Annotated in this window: 24 protein-coding genes; 7 read left to right on the forward strand and 17 right to left on the reverse strand. The window is 63.3% G+C overall.

The features are described 5' to 3' along the window. Nucleotides 1–132: 132 nt before the first annotated feature. Nucleotides 133–2,856, forward strand: a complete 2,724-nt coding sequence (locus LH365_RS01420; RefSeq protein ID WP_226744443.1) for a Tat pathway signal sequence domain protein — start codon at nt 133–135, stop codon at nt 2,854–2,856. Between the two features lie 414 nt (nt 2,857–3,270). Further along, entirely contained in the window at nt 3,271–3,627 is a 357-nt protein-coding gene (locus LH365_RS01425; RefSeq protein WP_226744444.1) for a DUF2794 domain-containing protein, read from the forward strand. A gap of 55 nt (nt 3,628–3,682) precedes the next feature. Here the strand turns inward: LH365_RS01425 and LH365_RS01430 are convergent, their stop codons facing one another. Beyond that, nucleotides 3,683–4,432, reverse strand: a complete 750-nt coding sequence (locus LH365_RS01430; protein ID WP_226744445.1) for a Bax inhibitor-1/YccA family protein — start codon at nt 4,430–4,432, stop codon at nt 3,683–3,685. A 176-nt stretch (nt 4,433–4,608) separates the two neighbouring features. Between LH365_RS01430 and LH365_RS01435 the strand changes: the two genes are divergently transcribed. Next, a complete protein-coding gene (locus LH365_RS01435) occupies nt 4,609–5,424 on the forward strand; it encodes a CoA ester lyase (protein ID WP_226744446.1) in 816 nt (271 codons plus the stop codon). A gap of 21 nt (nt 5,425–5,445) precedes the next feature. On the opposite strand, the gene LH365_RS01440 is transcribed toward LH365_RS01435, so the two are convergent. The 3 genes from LH365_RS01440 to LH365_RS01450 all read right to left on the reverse strand — a co-directional run bounded on the left by LH365_RS01440 (nt 5,446) and on the right by LH365_RS01450 (nt 9,066). Beyond that, the gene (locus LH365_RS01440; protein WP_226744447.1) at nt 5,446–6,894 is read right to left on the reverse strand and encodes an alkaline phosphatase; all 1,449 of its coding nucleotides are present in this window, start codon (nt 6,892–6,894) and stop codon (nt 5,446–5,448) included. A gap of 107 nt (nt 6,895–7,001) precedes the next feature. Beyond that, nucleotides 7,002–8,114, reverse strand: a complete 1,113-nt coding sequence (zapE, locus tag LH365_RS01445) for a cell division protein ZapE (RefSeq protein ID WP_226744448.1) — start codon at nt 8,112–8,114, stop codon at nt 7,002–7,004. Between the two features lie 85 nt (nt 8,115–8,199). Next, nucleotides 8,200–9,066 carry an NAD(P)/FAD-dependent oxidoreductase gene (locus tag LH365_RS01450; RefSeq protein WP_226744449.1) on the reverse strand — a complete coding sequence of 289 codons (867 nt, stop codon included), beginning with the start codon at nt 9,064–9,066 and terminating at the stop codon, nt 8,200–8,202. A gap of 159 nt (nt 9,067–9,225) precedes the next feature. On the opposite strand from LH365_RS01450, the gene LH365_RS01455 reads away from it, so the two are divergent. The 3 genes from LH365_RS01455 (at nt 9,226) to rarD (ending at nt 11,905) form a co-directional block, all read left to right on the forward strand. Next, entirely contained in the window at nt 9,226–9,639 is a 414-nt protein-coding gene (locus tag LH365_RS01455) for a response regulator (protein ID WP_226744450.1), read from the forward strand. Between the two features lie 186 nt (nt 9,640–9,825). Then, on the forward strand, nt 9,826–10,854 hold the full coding sequence (locus LH365_RS01460; RefSeq protein ID WP_226744451.1) for an aspartate-semialdehyde dehydrogenase: 1,029 nt from the start codon (nt 9,826–9,828) through the stop codon (nt 10,852–10,854). 133 nt (nt 10,855–10,987) lie between these two features. Further along, nucleotides 10,988–11,905 carry an EamA family transporter RarD gene (gene rarD / locus LH365_RS01465; RefSeq protein ID WP_226744452.1) on the forward strand — a complete coding sequence of 306 codons (918 nt, stop codon included), beginning with the start codon at nt 10,988–10,990 and terminating at the stop codon, nt 11,903–11,905. Between the two features lie 23 nt (nt 11,906–11,928). Here rarD and LH365_RS01470 read toward each other — a convergent pair whose 3' ends face one another. After that, nucleotides 11,929–12,315, reverse strand: a complete 387-nt coding sequence (locus tag LH365_RS01470; protein ID WP_226744453.1) for a hypothetical protein — start codon at nt 12,313–12,315, stop codon at nt 11,929–11,931. A gap of 200 nt (nt 12,316–12,515) precedes the next feature. After that, nucleotides 12,516–13,652: a serine hydrolase domain-containing protein gene (locus tag LH365_RS01475; RefSeq protein WP_226744454.1), complete on the reverse strand. Its 1,137-nt coding sequence runs from the start codon at nt 13,650–13,652 to the stop codon at nt 12,516–12,518. A 208-nt stretch (nt 13,653–13,860) separates the two neighbouring features. Here LH365_RS01475 and LH365_RS01480 point away from each other — a divergent pair, with 208 nt between their 5' ends. Next, entirely contained in the window at nt 13,861–14,679 is an 819-nt protein-coding gene (locus LH365_RS01480) for a class I SAM-dependent methyltransferase (protein ID WP_226744455.1), read from the forward strand. Nucleotides 14,680–14,763: 84 nt separating this feature from the next. Here LH365_RS01480 and LH365_RS01485 read toward each other — a convergent pair whose 3' ends face one another. From LH365_RS01485 to LH365_RS01535, 11 genes are all read right to left on the reverse strand, one after another. Further along, complete coding sequence (locus tag LH365_RS01485) at nt 14,764–16,923, reverse strand: exonuclease domain-containing protein (protein ID WP_226744456.1); 2,160 nt, start codon at nt 16,921–16,923, stop codon at nt 14,764–14,766. 68 nt (nt 16,924–16,991) lie between these two features. Next, complete coding sequence (locus LH365_RS01490; protein ID WP_226744457.1) at nt 16,992–17,975, reverse strand: type II secretion system F family protein; 984 nt, start codon at nt 17,973–17,975, stop codon at nt 16,992–16,994. An 8-nt stretch (nt 17,976–17,983) separates the two neighbouring features. Beyond that, a complete protein-coding gene (locus tag LH365_RS01495) occupies nt 17,984–18,961 on the reverse strand; it encodes a type II secretion system F family protein (protein WP_226744458.1) in 978 nt (325 codons plus the stop codon). Between the two features lie 60 nt (nt 18,962–19,021). Beyond that, a complete protein-coding gene (locus tag LH365_RS01500) occupies nt 19,022–20,647 on the reverse strand; it encodes an ATPase, T2SS/T4P/T4SS family (RefSeq protein ID WP_370639731.1) in 1,626 nt (541 codons plus the stop codon). Between the two features lie 8 nt (nt 20,648–20,655). Next, entirely contained in the window at nt 20,656–22,101 is a 1,446-nt protein-coding gene (locus LH365_RS01505; protein WP_226744459.1) for a CpaE family protein, read from the reverse strand. 8 nt (nt 22,102–22,109) lie between these two features. Beyond that, a complete protein-coding gene (locus tag LH365_RS01510) occupies nt 22,110–22,790 on the reverse strand; it encodes a CpaD family pilus assembly protein (protein ID WP_226744460.1) in 681 nt (226 codons plus the stop codon). A gap of 11 nt (nt 22,791–22,801) precedes the next feature. Beyond that, nucleotides 22,802–24,229: a type II and III secretion system protein family protein gene (locus LH365_RS01515; RefSeq protein WP_226744461.1), complete on the reverse strand. Its 1,428-nt coding sequence runs from the start codon at nt 24,227–24,229 to the stop codon at nt 22,802–22,804. Between the two features lie 26 nt (nt 24,230–24,255). Further along, nucleotides 24,256–25,170 (reverse strand): Flp pilus assembly protein CpaB, encoded by a 915-nt coding sequence (cpaB, locus tag LH365_RS01520; RefSeq protein WP_226744462.1) that lies wholly within the window; start codon nt 25,168–25,170, stop codon nt 24,256–24,258. 277 nt (nt 25,171–25,447) lie between these two features. Next, a complete protein-coding gene (locus LH365_RS01525) occupies nt 25,448–25,963 on the reverse strand; it encodes a prepilin peptidase (RefSeq protein WP_226744463.1) in 516 nt (171 codons plus the stop codon). A 144-nt stretch (nt 25,964–26,107) separates the two neighbouring features. Further along, nucleotides 26,108–26,281, reverse strand: a complete 174-nt coding sequence (locus LH365_RS01530; RefSeq protein ID WP_226744464.1) for a Flp family type IVb pilin — start codon at nt 26,279–26,281, stop codon at nt 26,108–26,110. A gap of 27 nt (nt 26,282–26,308) precedes the next feature. Further along, a complete protein-coding gene (locus LH365_RS01535) occupies nt 26,309–26,482 on the reverse strand; it encodes a Flp family type IVb pilin (RefSeq protein ID WP_226744465.1) in 174 nt (57 codons plus the stop codon). Between the last annotated feature and the right edge of the window lie 60 nt (nt 26,483–26,542).

A 26,542-nucleotide genomic window follows, 5' to 3' on the forward strand; every position in this document is an offset into this window, starting at 1 on the left:
GGGCTCCGGACGGCGGTTTTTTATTGACGTAAGGATTGGTCTGATCAATTTTGGACAAAATTGATCGATAATGCGCCGGAAATCGTCTTCGTCGGCGTTTAAGTCACTGAATTCACAAAAGGGCTGGGAACCATGTCATCTTTGTCGCGTCGCCACCTTCTGCAATCCGCCGCTGCCCTGTCGGCGCTCACCGCCGTGCCGCTGGCCGCTGAGGCTGCGGCGCCCGTTAAGGCCAAACCGGTGTCGTCCACCGATCTCAAATGGCTGGACGGGATGCCCGCCGCTTTTGAAGGCGCGACCCTGGGCGTGCCGTGGCCGCGTGGCACGGTGAAGCCGGGCAAGGGCAAGTCGCCGGAGTTCAAACTGGGCGATGTCGCCGTGCAGTCGTGGCCGCTGGCCTACTGGCCCGACGGCTCGCTGAAGTGGACCGCTCACGCCGTGCCTGCCGGGACCAAGCCTGCCGACCTGTCGTTGAGCGTCGGCAAGCCCGCCGCCCCCGCCAAGGCCGTCAGCGTCAAGTCGGATGCCGCCGCGGTTACCGTAACCTCCGGCGATCTGGTCTGGGTGGTGCCGACTTCGGGCGAGCACCTGATCGCCACCGCCACCCGTGCGGGTCGTCTGACGCTCAAGGAGATGAAACTGGTCGCCCTGTGGCAAAGCCAGCCCGATCTCGACGCCACCGGCAACGTGTCGCAGCAAAAATTTGCCAGCAAGGTCACCAAGGTCACGGTCGAGCAGACCGGCCCGGTGCGCGCCGTGCTCAAGGTCGACGGGACGCACAGCGGAAACGGTCGCGACTGGCTGCCCTTCTCGGTGCGTCTGTACTTCTACGCCGGTTCGCAGAGTGTGCGCATCGTGCACTCCTTCATCTATGACGGCGACCCGATGAAGGACTTCATCCGTGGCCTCGGCGTCACCGCCAGGACGCCGATGACCGAAGAGACCCATAACCGCCACATCAGTCTGTCGGGCGACGGGGTGGGCGTGTGGGGCGAGGCGGTGCGTCCGCTGACGGGCCTGCGCCGTCCGGTCGGCAAGGGGCTCGGTCTCGCTCAGATCGAAGGCAAGGCCGTGGCCGTTGCCGATATGGCCAAGCCGGTTCAGGACGGGCTGAAGTGGATTCCGGAATGGGGCGACTTCAGCCTGTCGCAACTGACGCCCGATGGCTACACCATCAGGAAGCGCACCCGCGCCGGTCACGCCTGGATCGACTCCAATGCCGGGACGCGTACCAAGGGCCTCGCCTATGTCGGCGGCGCGACGGGCGGCGTGGCTCTGGGCTTCAAGGACTTCTGGCAACGCGCGCCGACCCAACTCGATGTACGCAATGCTCACACGGAGGAGGCGGAAATTACCGCCTGGCTGTGGTCGCCGGACGCCCCGGCCATGGACGTGCGGCCCTATCGTTCGGCCGATGGCATGGACACGCACCCGGAGGAGATCGAAGGCCTCAACATCACCTATGAGGACTACGAAACCGGCTGGGATACGGCCAATGGCGTGGCGCGCACGTCGGAACTGAACCTGTGGGTGCTGGGCGCGACGCCGTCGCATCAGGCCTTCTCCGACATGGCCGAACAGGTCGCCAATCCGGCGCGTCTGGTGCTGAGCCCGGCGCGCATCCACGAAGCCGGCGTCTTCGGCGACTGGGACCTGCCCAATTCGTCGACCCCGGCGCGCAAGATTCTCGAAGACCGCCTGACCTATCAGATCGAATATTATATGAAGGAGGTCGAGCAGCGCCGCTGGTACGGCTTCTGGACCTATGGCGACGTCATGCACACCTACGATCACGAGCGTCATATGTGGCGCTACGACATCGGCGGCTATGCCTGGGACAATTCCGAACTCTCGACCGACCTGTGGATCTGGTACACCTACCTGCGCACCGGGCGCGCCGATGTGTTCAAATTCGCCGAAGCCATGACGCGACAGACCGGTGAGGTCGATGTCTATCACCTCGGCCGCTTCAAGGGCTTCGGCACCCGTCACGGTGTGCAGCCCTGGTCGGATTCGTCGAAGCAGCCTCGCGTGTCGAACGTCGCCTATCGCCGCATTTTCTACTACCTGACCGCTGACGAACGCGTGGGTGATCTGATGCGCGATCTGGTCGATTCCGATATGTCGCTGGAAAATGTCGATATCTCGCGCAAGCTGCCGCCGGCGCCGGGTCGCGAACGTCCTAAGGGCGTCGTCGCCTCGGGCTTTGGCACCTCGTGGGGGGCTTTCCTCGGCGCGTGGCTGACCGAGTGGGAACGTACGCAAGATCCGAAATGGCGCGACCGCATCGTCAACGGCATGACCACCATTGCCGGGCTCAAGCGCCGCTGGTTCGCCGGCGAAGCGCCTTACGACCTCAAGACGGGCAAGTTCCTGGGTACCGGCGACTATATCAGCGTCTCGCACCTCAATGCGGTGTTCGGCGTGGTCGAAATGACTTCGGAACTGTGGGAACTGGTCGACGTGCCCGCCTATCGCAAGGCGTGGCTGGAATATTGCCGCTGGTACAATGCGCCGGGACCGGAAATCACCGCCTATCTGGGGGAAAACCCCAAGGGCCGCAACCTGACCGACGCCCACTCGCGCCTGACGGCCTTTGCCGCCTTCCACGAGAAGGACAAGGCGCTGGCCCTGCGGGCGTGGAGCGAGTTCTTCGGCCGCGAAGGGCGTGAGTCCGACGGCGGGCTGAACCGTCGCACCAGGCGCATCGACGGCGCGACGGTCCTGCGTCCGCTGGACGAAGACCCGACCTTGTCGACCAACGGCACGGCGCAATGGGGTCTGGCGGCGATGCAGAACCTGGCCCTGATCGGCGACAGTCTGGACGAAGCAGCGGCAAAAGCCGGTATTCTTTAATGCGAAAAGCCCGCCGGAAACGGTGGGCTTTTTCTTTGGCCGTGAGGCGCGCAATAAAAAACGCACCGACCGGGGAGGAGGCGGGTGCGTTCTTATGAGTCATCTTGGTGGGGGGACAAAGATGATATGCCGGCCGGACGGGAACTGCCAAAAGCTGGCGGTCAAGTCCGGGGGCTGGGGGGCTGTTCAGGGGGTGGACCTGACGAACCGATCCGGCCGACGCTCATCTTGTATAAACTAATATGGGCGGCTAAACGGCTGAATTGAGGTCATTTTGCGTTGGCTTCATTTCTTTTGGAAGCGTGGTGAGCGTGCCACCGTTTGCACAGGGTGCGGACGGGTTCGTGCGCAATCCCGCTTGCCTTTTTGCGGATGCGGGGGGCTAATAAGAGGGTATCCGCCGAGAGGTTTCGCATGAGCATTCAGGATCAAAGCCCAGGTTTCATTGCGGCCCCCCAGGGTGCTTTAAAGGGGCCGGTCTTCTTCGAGCGGCGTGAACTGGAACTGATCCTCAGACTGTATGGGCGCAAGGTGGCGTCGGGCGACTGGCGCGACTACGGGATCGACAGTTTGGCCGATGGGGTGGTTTTCAATATCTTTCGTCGCACGGGCGAAGCCCCGGTCTATCGCGTCGAGAAACGCCCGGCGCTGGCGCGTAAGCAGGGGGCGTTCGCGGTGTTCAATCAGAACGGCATGGTGCTCAAACGCGGGCGCGAACTGGCGCTGGTGCTGAGCGTGCTCGACAAGACCAAACTGGATGTGATCGGCTAAATAAATACCCCGCCGGATCGCTCCGGCGGGGTCATATGTTCGGTCATAACCGATCCTAGTCGCGGCGCACGCCCATGAAGGCGAGCAGGAACTGGAACAGGTTGACGAAGCTGATGTAGAGGCTCAGCGCGCCGTAGTTGGTGGCCATGGCCATACCGGCCTGATTGCCGCCCAGCTCATAATAGGTGTTCTTCAGGTTCTGCGTCTCGAAAGCGATCAGCGCCGAGAAGATCAGCACGCCCAGACCGCTGACGATGAAATAGAGCATCGTGCTTTGCAGGAACAGGTTGACCAGGCTGGCGAGGATCAGGCCGATAACGGCCATGAACAGGAACTTGCCCCAGCCGGTCATATCGCGCTTGGTGGTGTAGCCGTAGAGGCTCAGCGCACCGAAGGCGGCGGCGGTGACGAAGAAGGTCGAGGCCAGCGAACCGCCCGTATAGACGAGGAAGTTGGCACCGGTGGACAGGCCGATCAGAGCCACGACCAGCCAGTAGAGGATGCTGGTGGAGGCGACGGTCGGCTGACGCATGACGAAGCCCGAGCCCAGCAGGATCACCACGGGGGCGAAGGAGATGACGTAACCCATGAGGGTGTAACCCGCCAGACGACCGTCCGGGGCGACCTGAAACATCAGGTTGGTGATGGCGGGCACATTGGCGGCCGCCCAGGCGAGCGCGCCGGTCAGCAGAAGGCCCAGAGCCATCTTGTTGTAGACGCCCAGCATGAAGCTGCGCAGGCCCGCATCGACCGACATGTCCTGTACGGTCGCGCTGGCCGGATTGTGACTGCGGAAGTCGTTCATTTTGAATCCCTGTGGAAGGGGCCGGAATGGCCCGCTGCCTCATAATATGTGCTTAAAACCCCAATATGACAAGGGTAGGGCGGGGCTGGCTGCCGCAGGAACAATCGATTTAATTCATGCAAAGGATTGCGTTTTCCATTGTTTGAGGTGCTGCGGAATGGGGATAGAATAGGACCATGATCCACTTACCGCTCCGCTCCGTCCTGTTCGTTCCCGCCGCCAATGAAAAGGCGATGGCCAAGGTGGCGACGCTTGAGGCCGACGCCCTGATCCTCGATCTGGAGGACTCGGCCGGCGAGGCGGAAAAAACCGAGGCGCTTCGACGTGTCACGGGTGCGCTCGAAGCCGGGGGTTTCGTCGCGCCGCTGGTTCTGGTGCGCGTCGATCCGGCGCGCAAGGCCGCGGCGCTGGTGGCTTTGACGCGTTATGTCGGGCACGGGCTGAACGGCTATGTCATCCCCAAGGTCGGGGCCGCCGTGCATCTGACCGGATACGAAGCGCCGGTGTGGGCGATGATCGAAACGGCGAAGGGCGTGCTGAATCTGAAAGAGATATGTACTGCGCCGGGCCTGCAGGGGCTGATCGCCGGGCCGAACGATCTGCGGGCCGATCTGCGCGTATCGCCGACGCCGGAACGGACGGAGTTGCAACTGTCGCTGTCGAACATCGTGCTGCACGCCCGCGCCTTCGGGCTGAGCGTTATCGACGGGGTCTACAACACTTTCCGGGACGACGAGGGGCTGCGGCGCGAATGCGAAAACGGCCGCGCGCTGGGCTTCGACGGCAAGACCCTGATCCATCCGGCGCAGATCGCCGTGACCAATGCCGTGTTCGCGCCGACCGAAGGACAGCTCGATTGGGCGCGCGCTGTGGTCGCCGTCTTCGCGCAGCCGGAGAACCTCGACAAGGGCGTGGTGTCGGTCAATGGCGAGATGGTCGAGCGCATGCACCTGGCCACGGCAAGACGGTGGTTAGCTTCCCCTCTCCCCTGAGGGAGAGGGGGCCTTTCTGCCTTACTTCTTCTTCGACGTCTCCGCCCCGAACAGGGCGCGGTGCATGACCTGGTACAGATAGGTCGATTCGACCGTCGAGCGGACCAGATGCGCCTGCGGGCCGCGGGCATAGACCGGTACGTCTTCGCCGCCGTGGGCCGCGCTGGACATGCCGAACAGCGCCGGATTGATGAAGCCCAGCTTTTCGGTTTCTTCGGCGGTGTAGTCGCCTTCGTGGACGTCCTCGCCGCCGGGGCCGGTGGCGTAGCTGAGCAGCGGATAGGCCTTGTCGCCCTTGCCTGACACGCCCTCGACCGAAGCGTCGCGCGGCGCATAGCCCGACAGGCTGAGGCCGTGGCTGTGGTCGGCGGTGATCAGGATCAGCGTGTCCCTGGCGTCGGTCTTGGACAGGGCGACGCTTACGGCCTTGGCCAGTTCGTCGACATCGTGCAGGGCGCGGTGGGCGTCGTTCTTGTGGTGCCATTTGTCGATCGAGGCGGATTCGACCAGCAGGAAGTAGCCCTTATCGTTGCGGGACAGGAGATCAATGGCCTTCGCCGTCATCTCGTCCAGACCCGGTACGTCGACAGGCTTGTCGAGCGGCGAGGGCAGGTCGCCCTTGCTGAACAGGCCCAGCACCGGACCCGAAGTTTTGGTGTCGAGTGCGTCGAGTTGCGCCTTGCCGGTGAGAAAGGCGGCATTCTTTTGCGTCTTCCATTCGGCGGTCAGGTCGCGCCCGTCCTTGCGTTCACCGCCGGCGGCGATCGGCGTGAAGTCCTGAAGGTCGCCACCCATCGCCACGTCGAGGCGCACCGAGGCCGGGGCCTGAACCAGTTGGCGCGCCAGATCGATGCAGCCCGCCGCCACGGCTTCGGGCGTCAGGTCGGCGTCGGAGCGCCAGCCGCGCGTCGAGGTGTGGCCGTAAGCGCCCGCAGGCGTTGCGTCGGTGATGCCGGAGGTGGTGACGACACCGGCGGAACGCCCCGACAGCTTGGCCTGTTCGGCGATGGTCATGACGCGGGCGGCGGCGACGCCGTCGCACTGCCTGCCCTTCACATTGCCGTCGACGCCGATGCCGCCATTGATCGTCTTGACGCCGGTGGTGATGGCCGAAATGCCGTTGGCGGAGTCGGTGACCAGATCGTTGGTCGAATAGGTCTTGGAGAAGGCCGTGTAGGGCAGTTCCTCGAACGACAGCACGTAGCTGGCGCCATCGAGGCCGCGCACCTGCCCGGCAAGGATGCGGCCGGAGGTGACCGAGTTGATGCCCATGCCGTCGCCGATGAACAGGATGACGTTTTTGGCGCGGCCGGTATTGGGGACCAGCGCCGCGGCGGCTTCGATGGCGGCCTGCTGCGTCTGGAAACTGGCGTCCTTGCTCAGATCGCGCGTGGCGGGAAGCGTCTGCGCCCCCGCTGAGAGCGGCAGGCTGAGGACGGCGAAAAGCAGGCTGATGGCGCGGACGGACATGGCGGACCCCGTAACGGACTAAGGATGCCGTGTCTGTAATCCCGCCATGTGACAGTGCGGCGACAGGGGCGGTAATACTCCCACTCGTGGGGGCGTATCGAGGGGAGTCAGTCCGCGATCTTTTCCAGATAGGTCTCCGAGCGCATCTCCTCCAGACGCGACACGGTGCGCTCGAATTCAAACGCGCCGTCACCCGCCGGATACAGCGCCGCGGGCTCGGCAGCGGCCAGCGCCACCACCTTGGTGTTGGCTTCGTAAAGCGCGTCGATCAGGGTGACGAAGCGTTTGGCCTCGTTGCGCTTTTCCGGCCCCAGTTGCGGGATGTGGTCGATGAAGACCGTGGTGAAGCGCTCGGCAATGGCCAGATAGTCCGCTGCGCCGTTGTTCCGGGCGCACAGTTCGGCGAAGCTTGCGCGCAGCAGCGGCCCGCAGGTGCGCGCGAAGGTCAGTTTGCGTTCGTTGACACTGAGCGTGATCGGCACCGTCTTACCCGGACCGACCATGTCGCGCCACAGGGCGTCGTAGGCGGCCTCGGCCGGGGCGTGGTCCGGCGTGAAATAGACGCGCGCGCCTCTGAGGCGATCGAGGCGGAAATCCTTCGGTCCCCTGACTTCGTGCACGGTCATCTTGTCGCGGATCATGTCGATGAAGGGCAGGAACAGGTCGCGGTTCAGCCCGTTTTTATACAGGGCTTCGGGCGCGCGGTTGGAGGTGATGACGATGTTCACCTTTTGCGCGAACAGGGCCTCGAACAACCGCCCCAGTATCATGGCGTCGGCGATGTCGGTCACCTGAAGCTCATCGAAGCAGAGCAGCTTGGACTCTTTGGCGATCAGTCTGGCGACCGGCGCGACCGGATCGTCGCCCCTGGCCGTGCCGAAAACCGACTGACGCTCTTTGACGTCGCCCTGCCGCCAGACCTGCACCAGTTCGTGCACCTTGGCCATGAAGGCGTGAAAGTGGATGCGGCGCTTGGGCTCGAAGGCGATGCGCTCATAGAAGAGGTCCATCAGCATCGACTTGCCGCGTCCCGGCTGACCCCACAGGTAGAGGCCGTAGCAGTGCGGCCCGCCGAACAGGCCCTGCCAGAAGCCGGCGCTGTCGTGCAGGGTGCGCTCCAGCTTGCATAGCACCTCGACGGCTTCGGCCTGACCGGGATCGGCGGCGATCTGGCCGGATTTCACCAGTTGCTTGTAGGCGGATTTGACGGCGCTGGGCATGGACTACGCAGGGAGGCTTTCAGAGATTGCCAATAACTCTTAGCAGAGATGCGTGATCGGGCGATTAAAAAATGCGGCGACCGCGTTACCGAAGGCGCAGCGAAATCTGTTTGGCGACCTGAACGCCGTGGGCGGCGGAGGTGGTGACGCACGGGTGCCAGTAGTCGGTGACCTCGCCGCAGGCCCACAGGTTCGGCGTGCGCGTTTCGCCGAAACGATCGACCTCGACATAGCCGTTGCCGCTCGTGAGGCTGAGGCCCGGCGGGACGTGGGCCTCGAAACCGTACATCACGCCGAAGCCGTCGAACGCTTCACCATTGACGGTCAGGGCGTCGGGATCGGCCTGATAGGGGCCGGTGCGAATGTCGGCCTGCGGGATCATGTCCTGTAATAGGCTCTGCGCGCGGGGCGCAGAGCGGCTGAACACCGTCACATGGGCCGCACCGCGGTGCAGGACGAAGCGCGCCTGATCGAAGGCATTGTCGCCGCCGCCCAGAATGGCGATGCGGCGGCCCTCAACCTCCAGCGCTTCCATCGGGTGACCGGGGCCGATGGCGATGTTCGGCGCGGGCCGGAAAGGACCGGCGGCGGGGCGCGTCCCGGTGGCGAGCACCAGATGCCGCGCCCGGAAAGTCTCTTCCTCCGTCGTCACGCTAAACCCCTCGCCGATCTGCGTCACGCGCGTGTTCAGCCGGTGCGGCACGCCGGCGGCGGCGATATGATCGTGCAGGGCTTCGGCCACCTGTTCACCGGTGCGGTCCTGCACGCCCGGAATCCACAGGTTCTCATAAGGGCTGAGGCGTTGCAGCCCGCCCAGCCGGTCCGACGACTCCAGCAACAGCGTCTCCACCCCCAGCCTGTGCAGCCATAGGGCGCAGGCGCAGCCCGCCGGGCCGCCGCCGATGATCAGGGCGGGCAGGGGGGATGTGAACGGCGCGGCGTGATCGGACATGGCGTCCATAAACCGGCAAGCTGCTTTCATGGCAAGGGGCTTGCAGGAAAATTACACGATTGGCCAAACCGCTAACCGCGCCCCTATGTGGGGTGTGTAACAATGAGACATCTTCCGTGAGTCAAAGGGAAGACTGTCTCGAAATCGTGAGGAGCCGCTATGAAACTGTTGTGCGTGGATGACAATTCGACCGTCTGTCAGATGCTCGACACCCTGCTGACGGCGACGGGCGCGGACGTCGATTTTGCCTCCAACGGGCGCGAAGCCGTCGAGGCCTACGAAGAGTCCGAATACGACGCCATCCTCATGGATATCGAACTGCCGGTTCTGTCGGGCATCGAGGCCGTGCGCGAAATCCGTCAGATCGAATCCGGTCATCATCTGGAACGCACGCCGATCCTCTTCGTCACGGGCGATACGGACAGCCGCGCGCACATCGAAGGGCAGACCGTGGGCGGTGACGGTCTCCTGACCAAGCCCTTTACCCCGGAAGCCTTACTCAAGGCGCTCGACCGTGTGCGTCATGCGTCTGCGACGCCGGTTTACCCCGGTGACATGTCGGTTCATGCCTGAAGTATGGGCCTGAAAATAATCTCGCAAGTAACCAACCGGCGATCAGGGGCGCGGATCAGTTCTGCTGAGGCAAACCCGCAGAAAAAAGACATTTTCCCGCCCCCCTTTCTCTGATAAGGCACGCGCCGTATGCGCGATGCCTTTTTCGTTTGTCTGCGCAAACCTCAATCAGTTTGGAGTTTTCCGATGACCTATCGTGTCGCCGTCGTCGGCGCCACCGGCGCTGTTGGCCGTGAGATGCTCGCCACGCTCGAAGAGCTGGATTTCCCGATCAAGGACATCTATGCCGTCGCGTCGCGCAAATCCCTGGGCGTCGAGGTGGGCTTCAAGAACCGCACCCTGCGTTGCGAAGACCTTGAGCAGTTCGACTTCACCAAGGTCGACATCGTGCTGATGTCGGCGGGCGGCGACGTGTCGAAGGCGTGGTCGGAAAAGATCGGTAAGCTGGGACCCATCGTCATCGACAATTCGTCGGCGTGGCGCATGGACCCGGACGTGCCGCTGATCGTGCCGGAAGTGAACCCGGACGCCATCTGGGACTGCAAAAAGAAGAACATCATCGCCAACCCCAACTGCTCGACGATCCAGATGGTCGTGGCGCTGAAGCCGCTGCACGACGCCGCGCGCGTCAAGCGCGTCGTCGTCTCGACCTATCAGGCCACCGCCGGCGCGGGCAAGGAAGGCATGGACGAACTGTGGAACCAGACCAAGGCCGTCTACGGCATGGGTGACGTTCCGGCCAAGAAGTTCACCAAGGAAATCGCCTTCAACGTCATTCCGCACATCGACGTCTTCATGGAAGACGGCCAGACCAAGGAAGAGTGGAAGATGAAGGTCGAGACCAAGAAGATCCTCGATCCTAATATCGAAGTCTTCGCCACCTGCGTCCGCGTGCCGGTGTTCGTCGGCCACTCGGAATCGATCAATGTCGAGTTTGAAAACCCGCTGGACGAAGCCGAAGCCCGCGAAATCCTGCGTGAAGCCCCCGGCATCGCCGTGGTCGATAAGCGCGAGAACGGCGGCTATGTGACACCGAAGGAATGCGTGGGTGAGTTCGACACCTTCATTTCGCGTCTGCGCAACGATCCGTCCGTGCCGAACGGTCTGGCCTTCTGGTGCGTATCGGACAATCTGCGCAAGGGCGCGGCGCTCAATGCCGTACAGATTGCGCAGCTTCTCGACGAACGCGGGGTCATTACGCCAGTCACAGCCTAAACATGACTTACCATAAGTGATCGTTTAGACCGGCGGACCCCAGGGTTCCGCCGGTTTTTTTCGTTGCTGACACGCCCTGCCCTCACTATCTCACATCCTGTTTCGACCGAAACATTTTCAGATCGGATATTTCATGTCCTCCGCCCAGCCCGCGGCCCCCGCCCCTTCGTTCTTCGCGTCACCCATCGGTCTGGCCATCATGTGCTACGCCGTATGGGGTTTCGCACCGCTCGTCTATCTGCCGATGAAGGATTTCGGCGCCGGCGCGCTGGAGATCATGGCGCACCGATCGGTATGGGCTTTGATCTGGGCCGGCGGGCTGGTGCTGATCACCAAACAGTTCCCGGAAGTGCTGACCATCTTCAGCACGCCAAAGGTGGCGTTGACGCTGCTGGTGGCGGCGCTGATGATCGCCATCAACTGGGGCGTCTTCGTCTGGGCGGTGACCAACCATCACACCATCGAATCGGCGCTGGGCTATTATCTCAACCCGCTGATCAACATGGCCGCCGGCGCGATCCTGTTCAAGGAACGGCTCGACAACTGGGGCAAGGCCGCCATCGGTCTGGCCATTGCGGGCGTGGGGATTCAGGCGCTGGCTCTGGGTCATGTGCCCTATATCGCGCTGACTCTGGCCGTGTCGTTCGCCACCTACGGCATCATCCGCAAGCAACTGGCCGTGTCGGCGCTGGCCGGGCTGTTCGTCGAGTGCGTCTTCCTGTTCGTGCCGTCGATCATCTATCTGGCGTGGTTCGAAGGTACGGGGCAGGGGCATTTCTTCGATGCCGGGTCCAACGCCTTCTGGTTCGCCCTGACCGGGCCGGTGACTGTGCTGCCGCTGTTCCTGTTTTCCTACGTGGCGAGGCGGTTGCCGCTGTCGACCATGGGCTTCATCCAGTTTCTGGCCCCGACCATCGCCTTCATGATCGGCCTGTTTCAGGGGGAACTGTTCACGCCGCTGCGGGCGCTGTCGTTCGCGTTCATCTGGTTCGGCGCGGGCGTGTTTGCGTTCGGCGCCTGGCGTCGGGCGAAGCAGATGCGGGTGGGATAGAAGGGGGCGATTGCCCCCTTCCTTTATACCCATTGATGTCCATCCGAACTGTGACCGCCCTGAATATTTAGGAAGCAACGCGTACGACAAACGCGCGTCATTTCTCCCCCCTCTTCATTTAATGCCCAACTCGTCTGCACAGACTTGGCTAGCAGGTCATTACTGGTTTTCTCAGGTTTGATAGTCAGGGTTCGAGTGACGGGGTTGCTGTATTCGACCATGATCTCGTCTTCCGCGAGATCAAAATGTTTGTGTATCAGGGTTAAGCCAAACCTGTCCTGACGATTATGTTTCTTGAGGACATTGTATATTTCCTGAATGCAATTGTTGTCGGCCTCATTAAGAGGGGCGACATCTTCAATGTCACTCAATGTCGCCCAATCCATGGGTTTGAGGGTAATGGCGTTCATAATAACCTCCGCGAATGTGTGAGAGGTCTCATAGTTGCATCGATTTACAGTTTTGCAATCAAAGATTGTATTTTAGAAAAATTCTACTTTCCCGTTGCGATCGAGCAACGCAGTTAGCTCGCTTTATCGACCGTCTTGGAGCGCTGTGTAACCCGCATTAATCAGCCCCACCGGCTTTATGGCGTCTTGCCCAGTGGGTCTTACAAATGCTCGTAAACGGAATTTATAAGCCCCACCGGACGGGGATCGCCGATCAGATAGTGCGACTGCCGGTTCATCACATAGGCGATGCTCAGCCGCTTGTCCGGATCGGCCATGACGCACGAACCGCCCCAGCCCGAATGGCCGATAGCGCGGGCGTTCGGGCCGTAGATATGGATGCCCTTGTTGCGCAGGAAGCCCGCGCCCCACGACAGGTCGAACGGCAGGACGCGGTCGGGGCCCGACACCCGTTCCTTGGTCGCGTCATTGAGCGTCTTTTCCGTCAGGACGGTCCCACCTTTCAGCCTGCCGCCATTGGCCACGACCTGCATCAGCCTGGCCAGAGCCTCCGCCGTGGCGTGGCCGTTGGCCGAGGGGATTTCCATCTTGCGCCAGTCGGCGGAGCCGCGTCCGGCGGGCGACGAGCCTTTGTCGAGAAAGGCGGCCTGCTTGATCGGATCGAGCGGGCCGAGGTCCGGTGCGCGGGTCGGCTTCCACATGTCGGAGATGCGCGGAAACGCGGCCTCCGGCGTGCCGATCATCAGGTCGAGCCCGAACGGTGTAGCGATATCTTCACGCAGCGCCGTCCCTAGCGTGCGCCCGTCGGCGCGACGAAAGACCTCGCCCATCAGATAGCCGATGGTGATGGGGTGATAGCCGGAGCCCTCGCCGGGCGTCCACAAAGGCGTCTGTTCGCACAGCGCGTCCAGCAGGGCCGGGATGTCGAACCAGGTCGCCGGATCGATCGGCGGGCTGAATCCGGACAACCCGCCCTGATGGGAAATAAGCTGGCCCAGCGTGATGCCGTCCTTGCCGTTGCGGCCGAATTCAGGCCATAGCACCGAGACCTTGTAATTGTAGTCGAGCTTCCCCTGATCGACCAGCCGCGCGATCATCAGCGCGGTCACGGCCTTGGTCGAGGAAAAGACCGGCGTCAGGGTCGCATCGGTAAAGGGGGCCGTGCCTTCGCGGTTGCTGACCCCGCCCCACAGGTCGAGAATGACCTCCTCGTCCTGTACCACGGTGAAACGCGCCCCCTTTTCGGTCAGGCCGTCGGGCCCATCGACGAAGTTCTGCGCGAAGCGGTCCTTGACGGCGGCGAAGCGGGCGGGGGCGGTGCCGTTGATCTCGGGCATGGGCGGTCTCCGGTTTGTGCCGCCTACCTATAGAGCGACAAGCCGAAAAGTGTGAGCGGTTTTCGGCGATCTATCGCGACCAAACATAGGCGGCAGCACAGCTTTGGGCAACGGTCTGCAAACGATAGCGCCGCGACCAGAGGCACTGTTGCCGCAAAAAGGCCGCAATTCGCCTCACCCTTGCGTCCAACCCCTGAGGAGGATGCCCATGTTTGCCCGCACTGCACTTATTGTTTTTGCCGCCGCCCTCGCCCTGACCGGCCCGGCGACGGCCCACGAAGGCCACGACCATGCCGCCCATGCGGGCGCGCCCGACGCGGCGCTGAAGGCCGCTATAGACGGTGCCTGGCGTACGCCGGAAAACAAGGGGCGCGATCAATTCCGCCACCCGGCGGACTCGCTGGCCTTCTGGGGCCTGAAGCCCGGCGCGAACATCGTCGAATACTATCCGGGCGCCAAGGGCTGGTGGACCGAGATCCTCGCCCCCTATGCGCATCAGACCAAGGGCGCCTATACCGGCGTGATGAACAACACCAGCGACGCCAACTTCTGGGCCGAGGTGGCGGACAAGTCGATCTATGGCGAGGTCAAGGCCTCGACCCTGGCCGACCTGCCGGCGGGGCAGGCCGATCTGGTGCTGATCGCGCGGGCCTTCCATAACTGGGCGCGTCAGGACGGGGCGACCGAGCGTCATCTGGACGCGGCGTTCAAGGCGCTGAAATCGGGTGGCGTGCTGGCCGTCGAACAGCACCGCGCGCCGGAAGGCTCGGACCCCAAAGCGGGCACCGGCTATGTCTCGGAAGGCTATGTCATCGAAGCGGCGAAAAAGGCGGGCTTCGTCTTCGTCGGCAAGAGCGAGATCAACGCCAATCCGAAGGACACGCGCGACCATCCGTTCGGCGTGTGGACGCTGAAACCCATCCGCAACAGCGGGCAGGGCGACAAGGCCCTGACGGCGGATCAGCGCGCCCGCTTCGACGCCATTGGCGAGTCCGATCGCATGACGTTGAAGTTCAAGAAGCCGTAAAAAAGGAAGTCCCTCGCCCCTTGGGGAGAGGGAAGCGCGAAGCGCAGGGTGAGGGGGAAGGCAACAGGTTCGGTGTTCGCCCCCTCACCCCAACCCTCTCCCCGTGGGGGAGAGGGGGCTAAGTCTTTTCTCATTGACCATCTTCAGCAGTTCCGCCGCCGCCATCGCGTCCGAAAGGGCGCGGTGGTGGTTTTTTAATTCGATGCCGAAATGGCGCGACAGCGGGGCCAGACCATAGGCCGCCAGCCCCGGAAAATGCCGGCGCATCGATGCCACCGTGCAGAGCTTCGGATAGCGGAACGGTCGCTCCAGCCGCCGGTATTCCGCCGACAGAAAACCGTAGTCGAAATTGACATTGTGCGCGACGAAGACGGCCCCCTTCATAAAGGTCTCGAACGTATCCGCGATCTCGGCGAAGCGCGGCGCGTCCTTCACCATTTCATTGCTGATGCCGGTCAATTCGGTGATGAAGGGCGGGATGCGCCGTTCGGGATTGATCAGGCTTTGCCAGGTGTCGATGATCTCGCCATTGCGGATTTTCACCGCGCCGATCTCAGTGACCCGCTCATAGGCCGATTGCCCGCCCGTCGTCTCGATATCGACCACGGCATAGACCTGATCCGGGTCGGGCCGGAAACCGACGCGCAGGATGCCAGCCTCGAAACCGGCTTGTCGCAGAAGGTTGAGCCGCGCCAGTTGATGCCGGCGTACCTGATCGCCTTCGCCCTTCACCTCGATGAACTTCACGCCGTTCGGACCGATCAACATCAGGTCGGGGAAGCCGTCGCGCAGGCCCTGAAAATCGGCGCACAAGGCGACCACGATATCGCGCACGGCGGCGGGCGAAGCGGCGCTCAGAAAGTCGCGCATCAGGTCGCCAAGGCCGGGCCACCAGCCGAACACGCCGTTTTCGCGGCCTTCGCGGCGGGCGAGGGTGTCGGCGATCAGCGGCCACGCCCGGCCTTCCTCCAGCGCCTTCAGCCGTTGCGCAACGGCCTCCGGGAACAGGGCGGCAAAACGGTTGCCTTTCAGGGCCTGCGGCATCCAGTCGAACCCGGACGCCAGCGCGCCCGGCTGCTCGAACAGTTCGTCCCAGAACAGCAGGCCGAACAGGGCGGGCCACAGGCCGTTTTCGACATGATGCGCCGTCCAGCCCTGCGCCTCGTAATGGTGGATGGCCGCCAGTTCCGGCAGGCCGCGATAGAGGTCGTCGGCGGCGATTTCTTCGCCGTCGCGCAGCAGGTCGGTGAAGACGCTGGTGCGTTTTTTTCCGAACTTGCGGCGGTAGAAGTCGTCGGCGAAGAGGAAGGCTTCGTCGTGCGCCGGAGCGTCGAGCATCGATTCCAGCAGGCCCTGAACGCGCTCGACATCGCCGCGCGCGTGCAGCAGGCGGATGGTGCGTTCCTGACTCTCGAACAGGCCCGACTGCGCGTAGAAGCCGATGGCCCGGTCGCCGTCCTTCTGCCGCTCGAAAAAGCGCCCCAGATCGTGCATCAGCCGGTCGCGCAGGTCTTCGACAAACGGGGTGGCGGCGGCGGGCCAATCCCCGACGCGCTCGGCCAGTCGTCGATAGTCCTCCGGCGTCGCCCCCTTGAGCGATTTCAACGCCTGCGTATAGAGGTGACCGCCCAGCGCCTCCTCACGACTGGCGAAGCGCGCCTGATAGGCCGTTTGCCCGCGCACCGACACCACGCCGAGATCGCGCAGGGTGAAGGCCGTGAGATTGTCGCTCAGCTTGCCGAAATAGAGATAGAGCAGGAAGCCGACCGTATCGCGATGGCCGGGCACCCAGGTGGAGGCGCTGAAACCGGCGGCGAAAGCCTCGAACGGAATATGCGTCTGAACGGCGTGGACCAGTTGCGCCTTGCTCCATTGCCGTTGTATCGCGACGCCCTGATCGCGCGCCATCTGTTCCAGCATGGGCCGCGTCAGGGTGTCGAGCCAGTGGCGATAATCGTCCGCGCCGATCGGCCGCGCAAAACCCGTTTCGACCAGTTCTTCCAGCCGCCATTCGACCTCGCCGATTTCGGCATAGACCAGATCGGCGACGGTGAAGACCGGGCGCTTGCGATTCGACATGCGGATGAACAGGCATTGGGCCTCGACACTTAAGGTCTCGAAGGCGTCGATGAAGGCGTGTTCGGCCTCGCCCAGCACCGTCGCATAGACCTCGCGCACGAAGGCCAGCATCTCGGTGAAATGGGCGTGGTAATAGGTCGGCGGCAGGACAGGAAAACGCGACATGTCGAACCTCATGGGGGTCAACAATGTTCTTTATATGTTCCCGTGGCGCGACGCAAGGCGGTGAGCGCCTACTTCTTACCCATCATGTCCATGATGTTGAGGACGGCCGGGCCGAGAATGACGACGAACAGCACCGGCAGGAAGAAGACGATCATGGGCACGGTAAGCTGCGCCGGCAGGGCCGCGGCCTTCTTTTCCGCCGCCGAAAGGCGCAGTTCGCGGTTTTCCTTGGCCATGACGCGCAGCGCGGTGCCGAGCGGCGTGCCGTATTTTTCCGCCTGGATCATGGCCGTACACACCGACTTGATCCCCGGATAGTTGGTGCGGCGCGCCAGCCCTTCATAGGCCATGCGACGTTCGGGCAGGTAAGACAGTTCGGCGACCAGCAGCGACAGCTCTTCGGCCAGTTCGATGGAGGCCGAGCCGATTTCCTGCGACACCTTCTGCAAGGCGGCTTCGATCGACATGCCCGCCTCGACGCAGATCAGCAGCAGGTCGAGCGCGTCGGGGAAGGCCGAGACGATCGAGGCGCGGCGCTTGGACGCCACATTGCTGATGTAGATGTTGGGCGCGTAATAGCCGGCGACGAACATGGCGACGCAGATCAGGATCTTGATATTGGGCGGCTGACCCAGATCGTTGATCACATAGATATAGAAGGTGGCGAACGCCCCCAGCACGAAGGGCATGAGGAGTCGGAAGAAGTAGAAGGTGGTGATCGGTTTGGGGCCGCGGAAGCCGGCCATCGCCAGCTTGTCGACCACCTTCGGGTCTTCGAGCAGTTTCTTGAGGTTCAGACGGTCGACGATGCGCTTGTACAGGCTTTCGTCGGTTTGACGCAGGCCGCTGTTCTGGCCCGGCTGGGTCATGTTCTGGCGGGCCTGACGGCGCAACTCCTCGCGGCGCTGAGCCACGGCCTTCATGCGCTTGTCCAGTTGCTCGCCCGATATAGAGGAGCGCAGGAGCGTCAGCACGGTGAAGAAAACCAGCACGGCCACCGCCACGCTGATCAGGTTGGCCGGGTGCATGAGGGTGATGGCCAGTTCTTTCATGCCACCACCTAAAATTTGAAGTTGATCATGTTGCGCATCATCAGGATGCCGAACAACATCCAGATGGCGCCGCCGACGATCAGGATATTGCCGCGCGGATCGCTGATCAGCGTGCCCATATAGCCCGGATTGGTCATGTAGATCAGGACGCCGACGCCCGGCGGCAGCACGCCGATAATGGTGGCCGAAGCAATGGCTTCCGACGACAGCGCCTTGATCTTTTCGCGCATCATGCGCCGCGAACGCAGCACGTTCGACAGGTTGCCCAGGGCTTCGGCGAGGTTGCCGCCGGTCTTCTGCTGGATGGCGATGACGATGGTGAAGAAGCGCAGTTCCGGCGTCGGCATACGCTCGCACATCTTTTCAAGCGCCAGATCGAGCGTCATACCCACGGCGATGTTCTCGTTGAGACGCTGGAACTCCGGCCCCAGCGGCGCGGGCAGTTCCTTGGCGATGATCTTAAGGCCGTCGTGCACCGGCAGGCCCGACTTGATGCCGCGCACCAGAATGTCGATGGCGTCCGGGAAGTTGGCGGTGAACTTGGCGATGCGGCGCTTGGCGAGAAAGCCCAGCCACCAGCGCGGCGCGCCATAAGCGAAAGCGAAACCCGCGCCGAGACCGGCCAGGGGCAGGCGGCTGAGGACCATCACGGCGATGCCGGCGATCACGCCGAGCGCGACCGACCAGATCCAGAAGGTTTTCACATTGGGCGTCAGCCCGGCGTGCTGCATGCGCGCGGTCAACGACAGGCGGGCCTTGCGCTCGCGCTGCTCGGATTCCTTGAGTTGCAGCATGATCTGCTTGCGGCGTTCTTCCGGGGTTTTGCTGGCCGCCGCCCTCTGGCCCTTGCGGCGCGGGGCGCCGGCGCTGACCGCAATGGCCTGCGCGCGCTTGGCCGCGACTTCGGACGCGCCGCCGCCGGTCAGGACGAAGCCGACCGAGGCCAGGATCACGAAGCTGAGGAAGGCGATAAGGAAGAACATCATGACATTTTACTCGCGCAATTTTGCCCGAAAACCGCTTCACACTTTTCGGATTGCGCTATGCTACTCCGCCGCATCCAGCGCCTCCGCCAGTTCGCGCTCAAGGCCGTAATAGCGGGCGCGATCCCAGAAGCGCGGACGGCCGATGCCGGTCGAACGGTGACGCCCGACGATCTTGCCCTGCTTGTCTTCGCCCTCGATCTCGTACAGGAACAGGTCCTGCGTGATGATGACGTCGCCTTCGAGGCCCAGCACTTCGGTGATGTGGGTGATGCGGCGAGAGCCATCACGTAGACGTGCGGCCTGCACGATGATGTCGACCGAGCCGACGATCATTTCGCGGATGGTGCGCGACGGCAGGCCGTAGCCGCCCATGGTGATCATCGATTCCAGACGCGAAATGGCTTCGCGCGGCGAGTTGGCGTGCAGCGTGCCCATTGAGCCGTCGTGGCCGGTGTTCATGGCCTGCAGGAGGTCGAAGGCCTCCGGGCCACGGACTTCGCCGACGATGATGCGTTCGGGACGCATCCGCAGACAGTTCTTGACCAGATCGCGCATGGTGATCGAGCCCTGGCCTTCGAGGTTCGGCGGACGGGTTTCGAGACGCACCACGTGCGGCTGCTGAAGTTGCAGTTCGGCGGCGTCTTCGCAGGTGATGACGCGCTCGGTCGGGTCGATGAAGGCGGTCATGGTGTTGAGCAGGGTCGTCTTGCCCGAACCCGTACCGCCGGAGATCAGCACGTTGCAGCGCGAGGCCCCGATGACGCCCAGCACGCGCGCCCCTTCCGGGCTGATGGAGCCGAACTCCACCAGGTTGCGCATGGTCAGCTTGTCCTTTTTGAACTTACGAATGGTCAGCGTCGGACCATCCAGCGCCAGCGGCGGCGCGATGACGTTGACGCGCGAACCGTCGGGCAGGCGGGCGTCGCAGATGGGCGAGCTTTCGTCGACGCGGCGGCCGACCTGCGACACGATGCGCTGACAGATATTCATCAACTGCCCATTGTCGCGGAAGCGCACATTGGTCAGTTGCACCTTGCCGTTGACTTCGATGAAGACGCGGCCCGCGCCGTTGACCATGATGTCGGCGATATCGTCGCGCGCCAGCAGCGGCTCCAGCGGCCCGTAGCCCAGAACGTCGTTGATGATGTCCTGAACCAGCGCGTCCTGTTCGACGATGGACATGGAGACGTTTTTGATCGTCACCAGTTCCGAAACGATGTCGCGGATTTCCTCCGACGCCGCTTTCTGATCGAGTTGCGCCAGTTGCGACAGGTCGATGGTGTTCAGAAGGGCGTTGAAGATCGCCGTCTTGGTGGCGTGGTAATAGTCGGACTGCTCGCGGACGATTTCGGTGACCGCCTGCGCCTTGTGCATCTGGTCGATGCCGGCGGACAGCTTGCTGGCCTTGGCCGCGGGCTTGTCGGCGGTGCGGCGTTCGGGTTCGGCGGGGCGCGCGGCTTCCGCGACGCCCTGGGGCCGCGTGGCGATGTCGCCGGCGGCCTTGGCCGGTGGCGGGGCACCTTTAATTTCCTGAGGCTTTTCAGCGGAAGGATTGGCGCCGCCGCTGAGCGCCTGCGGGCGCATCTGGGCCGCGGCCTGCGCACCCGGCGACGGCGCAGCCGTCCGCGGGGCCGCACTCGGGCCGGTCGGCTTGCCGGAAGGATCCGTGGGGCGCTTACCGAACACCTATGGCCTCACTTCTTCTTCGGAAAAAACTTGCCGAGAAGCGAGGCCGAACCGGCCTTCTTCTTCGGCTCCGGCGTGCGGCCGGTGATGGCCGCCGTCAGGGACAGCAGGGCTTCGTGGGTCTTGGAACCCGGCGCGCATTCGGCGATCATCTGACCGTTATTGGCGGCCTGACCAAAGGTTTTGGCGTCGAAGGCTATGGTGCAGGACGGGGCGATGCCCAGCGCGGCGGTGAAGTCCTTGACCGGGATTTCCGGACGGCCCGGCATATCGACCTGATTGAGGACGATGCGCGGCGGATTGTCGTTCGGGCGGAAGGATTTGAGCAGCTCGATCAGGTTCTTGGCGTTGCGCAGGGACGCCAGATCAGGCGTCGCCACGATCACCACCTCGTCGGCGGCGATCAGCGATTTCTTCAGCCAGGGCGTCCAGATGTGCGGCAGGTCCATCACGATGAAGGGCGCGACCGAGCGCACCTTGCGCGTCACTTCCTCGAAGGCGTCTTCGTCGGCCAGATAGTCCTGATCGAGCGAGGCGGGCGCCGAGAACAGCGACAGGCGCTCGGTGCAGCGCGTCAGCATACGGTCGAGCAGCACCGGGTCGAGGCGGTCCGGCTCGTTCAGCGCGTCGGCCATGCCCTGCAACGGATCCTGATTGAAGTCGAGACCGGCGGTGCCGAAGGGCAGGTCGTAGTCGGCGATGACCGTATTGGCCTGCATGGATTCGGACAGGGCGTGGGCGAAATTGTGCGCCAGCACCGACGAACCAGCGCCGCCGCGCGCGCCGATAAAGGCGATGGCGCGGCCGACGAACGGGGTTTCCGGATCGTTGAACAGGGTGGCGATGGATTTGATCAGTTGCAGCGGCTTGACCGGCGCGACCAGATATTCCGACACGCCCTGACGGATCAGTTCGCGGTACAGCGAGATGTCGTTATGCGCGCCGATGACCACGACTTTGGTGTTGGCGTCGCAGACCTCGGCCAGACGGCCCAACTGATCCAGAAGGCCGTGGGCCTGCTGGTGCGATTCGACGATCAGCAGAGACGGGGTCGGCTCGTGCTGATAGGCGGCGATGGCCTCTTCGATGCCGCCGCGGCGGACGAGGGACTGCGCGCGCGCCATGCGGCGGTCCAGCGCCGCCGTGTCGCAGGCGTGCAGCGTGGTTTCGGCGTCCGGGAAGAAGTGGATGCCGATGCGCGGGATAGACACCGCGCCCAGTTCGTCGCCCAGCAGTTCGGCGGCGCCCGTTTCACCGGGCACGAAGCTGGCGGGGGTCAGGGCCTGACGTTGCAGGCCCTCCTGCGGTGTCAGGAGATCGAAGCCGTCTTCGGGCAGGTCCTCGAACGGATCTCCCAGATCGAGCGCGTCCGCCGCCTCGTAATTCTGCGTGAAGCCGTCGTCGGCGTCGTCAAAGCTGTCGAAAGGATCGGTCTGTCGGGTGTTGGCTGACATGGACGGACTCACTGAATGACCTTGGCGATATTGCTCTTGGCAGCCTCATCCTTGGCTGCCGAGGTCACCTCGCCCTTGCGATACTTGTCGATGATGATGGTGCGTCGGCCCGCGTCGCCGGGGATATACGGCTCCGGGCTGTGGATGTCGCGCGGATCGTCGATCTGCGCGGCCAGATTGGCGTTCACGGCGCAGCCCATGTTTTGCGGGGCGACATTGTGGCGGGTCGCGGCGATGTTTTCCCAGTCGAGATTGCACTGCGGCACCACGGCCCGGTACTCATGGGTGATCAGGCTGACCACGTCGGCGGGCTGGGCCTGAGAGGTGCTGGCCGAAATAGAGTGCGTACTGACCTGATGCGCTTCCAGATAGAGCCGGATGGCGTCGCCGGTGCGCTGGGCATCGGGCGTGCTGGCCGTGACGATGCCGATATCGACCGGGCCGCCGCCGTTCCAGGTGGCCTTCAGCGCCACCTGATCCAGCGCGCGGCGCTGATTGTCCGACAGGCCGCTGCCGGCGTGGATCTTGAAATGCAGGGCGTCGGTGCGCGTTTCGGTCGACATGGGATAGTGGTCGAGCGGCGTCGGCGCATTGGCCTGAAAAGACGGCGGATCGTTACTCATGCAGCCGGCCAGAACCGAGGTGCCTAAGAGGAGGACGGCGATACGAAGTGCGGTCGGATGGTTCATGTGCCTTGTCCCTATTCGATCACATAGCCGATGGGAGCCTGATAGCTGCCGGCGGGCGGTGGCGTCTCGGCCATCTCGCCACGACTGCGGCGGACGGCCTTGTTGATGCGGCCGAGGAAGACGGTTTCAAGATCGCCAGCGGCCTGGAAGCCGTCGGCGGGCGTCTGGAAGACGGAGGGATTCTTGGCCGACACGATATACGGGGTGACGATCACCACCAGTTCGGTCTGCTGATCAAGGAAGTCGCGCGAGCGGAACAGCGCGCCGAGGACGGGCATGGTCGCCATGCCGGGCAGGGCGTCGACGGTCTGCTTGTACTTCGACTGCAGCATGCCGGCGATCATGAGCGAGCCGCCGGAGGGCAACTCGACCGTGGTTTCGGCGCGGCGCACCGACAGGGCCGGCAGGGTGAAGTCCGTGTCGAGCTGGAAAGCGCCGGAATTGGTGATTTCCGACACCTCGGTATTCAGCTTCAGCGAGATGGTGCCGTTCGACAGAACGACGGGGGTGAAGCCGAGACCGACGCCGTAGGTCTTGAATTCGACGGTAATGCGGCCGGTGGCGTCGCGGGCCACGGGAATGGGAAATTCACCGCCGACCAGGAATTTGGCGGCTTCGCCGGATACGGCGGTCAGGTTGGGTTCGGCTAGGGTGCGGGTCAGGCCGACGCGCTCGAAGGCCTGAAGCGAGGCCGCCAGATAGCGGTCGGTATAGCCGATCTGCATACCGCCCAGCGAGCGGCCGTTGGTGCCGTAGGTCGGCGTATTCTGAACGCCGTACTGCACTTCGCCGGTGGCGCCGCTCAGCCCGTTGAAATTGAAGCCGAGCTGCTTGATCGAGGACTTCTCGATCTCGACGATGCGGACCTTCAGGCTGACCTGATCCTTGCCGGCGATGGCCAGCATGTTAATGATGTTGTCCGGTTTCTCGGCAAAGGCGATGGCCAGACGCTGGATGGCTTCGGATTCCGAGGCATTGGCCACCACACCCGACAGGATGATGTAGCCGTTGACGGTCTGCACCTCGACATCCGACTGCGGATAGAGCTGATGCACCGTGTCCGACAACTGGTCGGTGGAGACGCCGACGCGGATTTGAAGATTGAGGATCTGACGGCCGGCCCCGTCGAAGAAGATGGCGTCGGACTGACCCGCCGCCACGCCCAGCACGAAGACGCGGCGTGGCGTACGCAGGACAGTGTCCGCGGCGGCCGGGTTCGACACGAAGACGTCGGCGGCGTCCACCGGCAGGTCGATGACCGCCGAGCGTCCCTTGGCGATGTTGAGCACCTGGGTGCGCACGCCCGAAGTCTGCGTCTGGACCTTCATGCCGCCAGTCGCGGCGTACGGTTTGGGGGCCGCCTGAACGCCGGCAGCCGCCAGTGTGCTGAGCAGCAGGCCGGCGGCGAGAGCGGGGAGGCGTTTGTGAAGCCGTGTCATGGAAGGACGTCTCTTCATGAAATCTCTCATCGGGTCACCGGCACGTCCGTGCCCTGCCCGTTGCGATAGACGACCACCTTGTTTCCGGTGGCGACAGCCGTGGGTCCGACGCGGCCCGAAGGCCCGCCGATATCGGCATAGGAACGGAGCATCAGCGACAGCGGCCCCTGCGCCTTGGCCTGAGCCAGGGCCTCGCCGTCTTCGGGGCGCAGCTCCAGCGTGGCGGTGGCGCCGATGACCGAGGGCTGATCTGACTTGGCTTCGACCGTCTGATCGACGGCCAGCACCTTGACGTTGCGCAGGACCGGGCGGGCGATGTGGGTCGACTGACCGTTGTTCTGGACTTCGCTCGACACCAGAATATCGACGCGGTCGCCGGGCAGGATGAAGCCGCCCGCCGTGCTTTCGACGCTCACCGGCACGGCCATGGCGCGCATGCCGGGAGCCAGCATCACGGCCATGAAGCCGCCAGCGTCGGCACGGACGACCTTGCGGGCGATGATGGGCTCGTTCGGCAGGATGTCTTCGCGGACGACGCCCCCCAGAACGGCGTCCATGCCGCGCGTCGGGTTAAGCGCCTTGTCGGCGGCGTCGGCGACCTGAGCCGCGCCGTTTTCGACGGTCTTGTCCAGCGCCTTGTCCTCGCTCGACTTCGCCTCGGCAGGCGCAACCGGCGTGATGGGACGGTCGGTGAAATAGGCTTCGTTGATGCTGTCTTCGGGCCAGGCCTTCCAGGCCAGGTCGGCTTCGGAGATGCGCTCGCCGATCTTGAGGTGGCGGGCAGCGACCAGAACCTTGGCGGTGGGCGCTTCGACGGTAACCTTCTGCGAAGCATTGGCGTCGGCCGCGCCGTTGCCGCCGATCATGCCGCGCACAACCAGCGCCAGCAACAGCGCCGCGACCGCGGCGATGCCGATTACGACATAACGTGACGCCTTCATGGAGGTTCCCCTTACAAAGCCCCCGGCGGCGTTCTGGCGCGCGCGGATAGCCGGTCAATTGGCAATTGCGGGGAATCTTGGCTTAACGGTGGTTAACGCCAGCCTAAGAAACGCGCGGGGCGGGCAAATTTATGAAAATCAGGCATTTGAACGCTTAACGCGCATCCCGATCCGACGGGATCGGCATAGCGCTTAACGTTTTTATTTTGCCGCGCATTTGATTCCCCAAACCGCTGCGCACTTTTTGGACGCGCTCTGGCGTGCACCCGGTTCGCGCTTACCCGACGGACCTGGTGAGCAGCGGCCACAGGTCACCGTAGGGAATCGCCAGAAAACCGCCCGCGCAGATGGCCACGCCGTAGGGTATGTCGCCTTTGGGCTTGAGCAGGGTCTGGAGCCATTGCGGCAGGGAAGGGGTGTAGATCTGGAGATATTGACGCGCCACGACCAGCAGTACGGTGAAAACGCCGCCGGCTATGGCTGTGTAGATAAGGAAAACCAGCGCGCCGGTCGGATCGAACCACAGGGCGGCGGCGGCCATCAGCTTGGCGTCCCCCCCGCCGATGACCCGAAAGGCAAAGGCGGTGAAGCCGATCACCAGGCCGGCGAAGCCGATGCCGGTATGTTGAAGGATGACGAGAGGCGGGAGACCTAACAGCAGAGCCGTTGGAAAGAAGGCGACGGCCAGTATCAGGCACAGCCGGTTCGGAATCAGCATCGACTTGAGGTCGCTGAACGCCGCCCAGACGAGACAGGCGGGATAGGTCAGGGCGAAGAGGAGGGGTATCAGCATGGACCGCGACGTCTGAAGTAATTTCCAAGCGCCAGCGCTAACCGGATATGCTGAATAAAGCGTGAAGCTCAGGGGCAGGGGGATAACGGAAAACGCCGCAGACCTTGGCCTGCGGCGTTCGAAACTTATAAACGCGTACTGAACTTAGCTGGTCTTCTTCAGCGTCGTGCCGATATTGGTGAAGGCCGTGTTCAGGTCACCGCTGAGCATGCCCATGACGGACACGAGGGCGACGGCGATAAGGGCGGCGATCAGGCCGTATTCGATGGCGGTGGCGCCCGATTCGTCTTTGATGAAAGTGTTGAGCAGCTTGGTCATATTCTAAGTCCTCTGTTCTGGATGATTTTACTGAGCACTGGTGAAGAACTGCGAGATGCGTGAAAACGCCGACGACAGTCCGTCCGTGACAAAGCCAAAACAAGCTACGCAGGCTATTGCCAGAAATACAGCAATAAGGCCGTACTCGATTGCGGTGGCGCCCCTCTCGTTTTTGATAAACTTTTTAAGGAGTGCGCGCATATCAGGCCTCTTAAGAAATTCGCCGCAGGCCTATCGACCTGCGGCGAGATGCTTATCCGT

Origin of the sequence: Asticcacaulis sp. AND118 (assembly GCF_020535245.1) — a bacterium.
GTDB lineage: Bacteria > Pseudomonadota > Alphaproteobacteria > Caulobacterales > Caulobacteraceae > Asticcacaulis.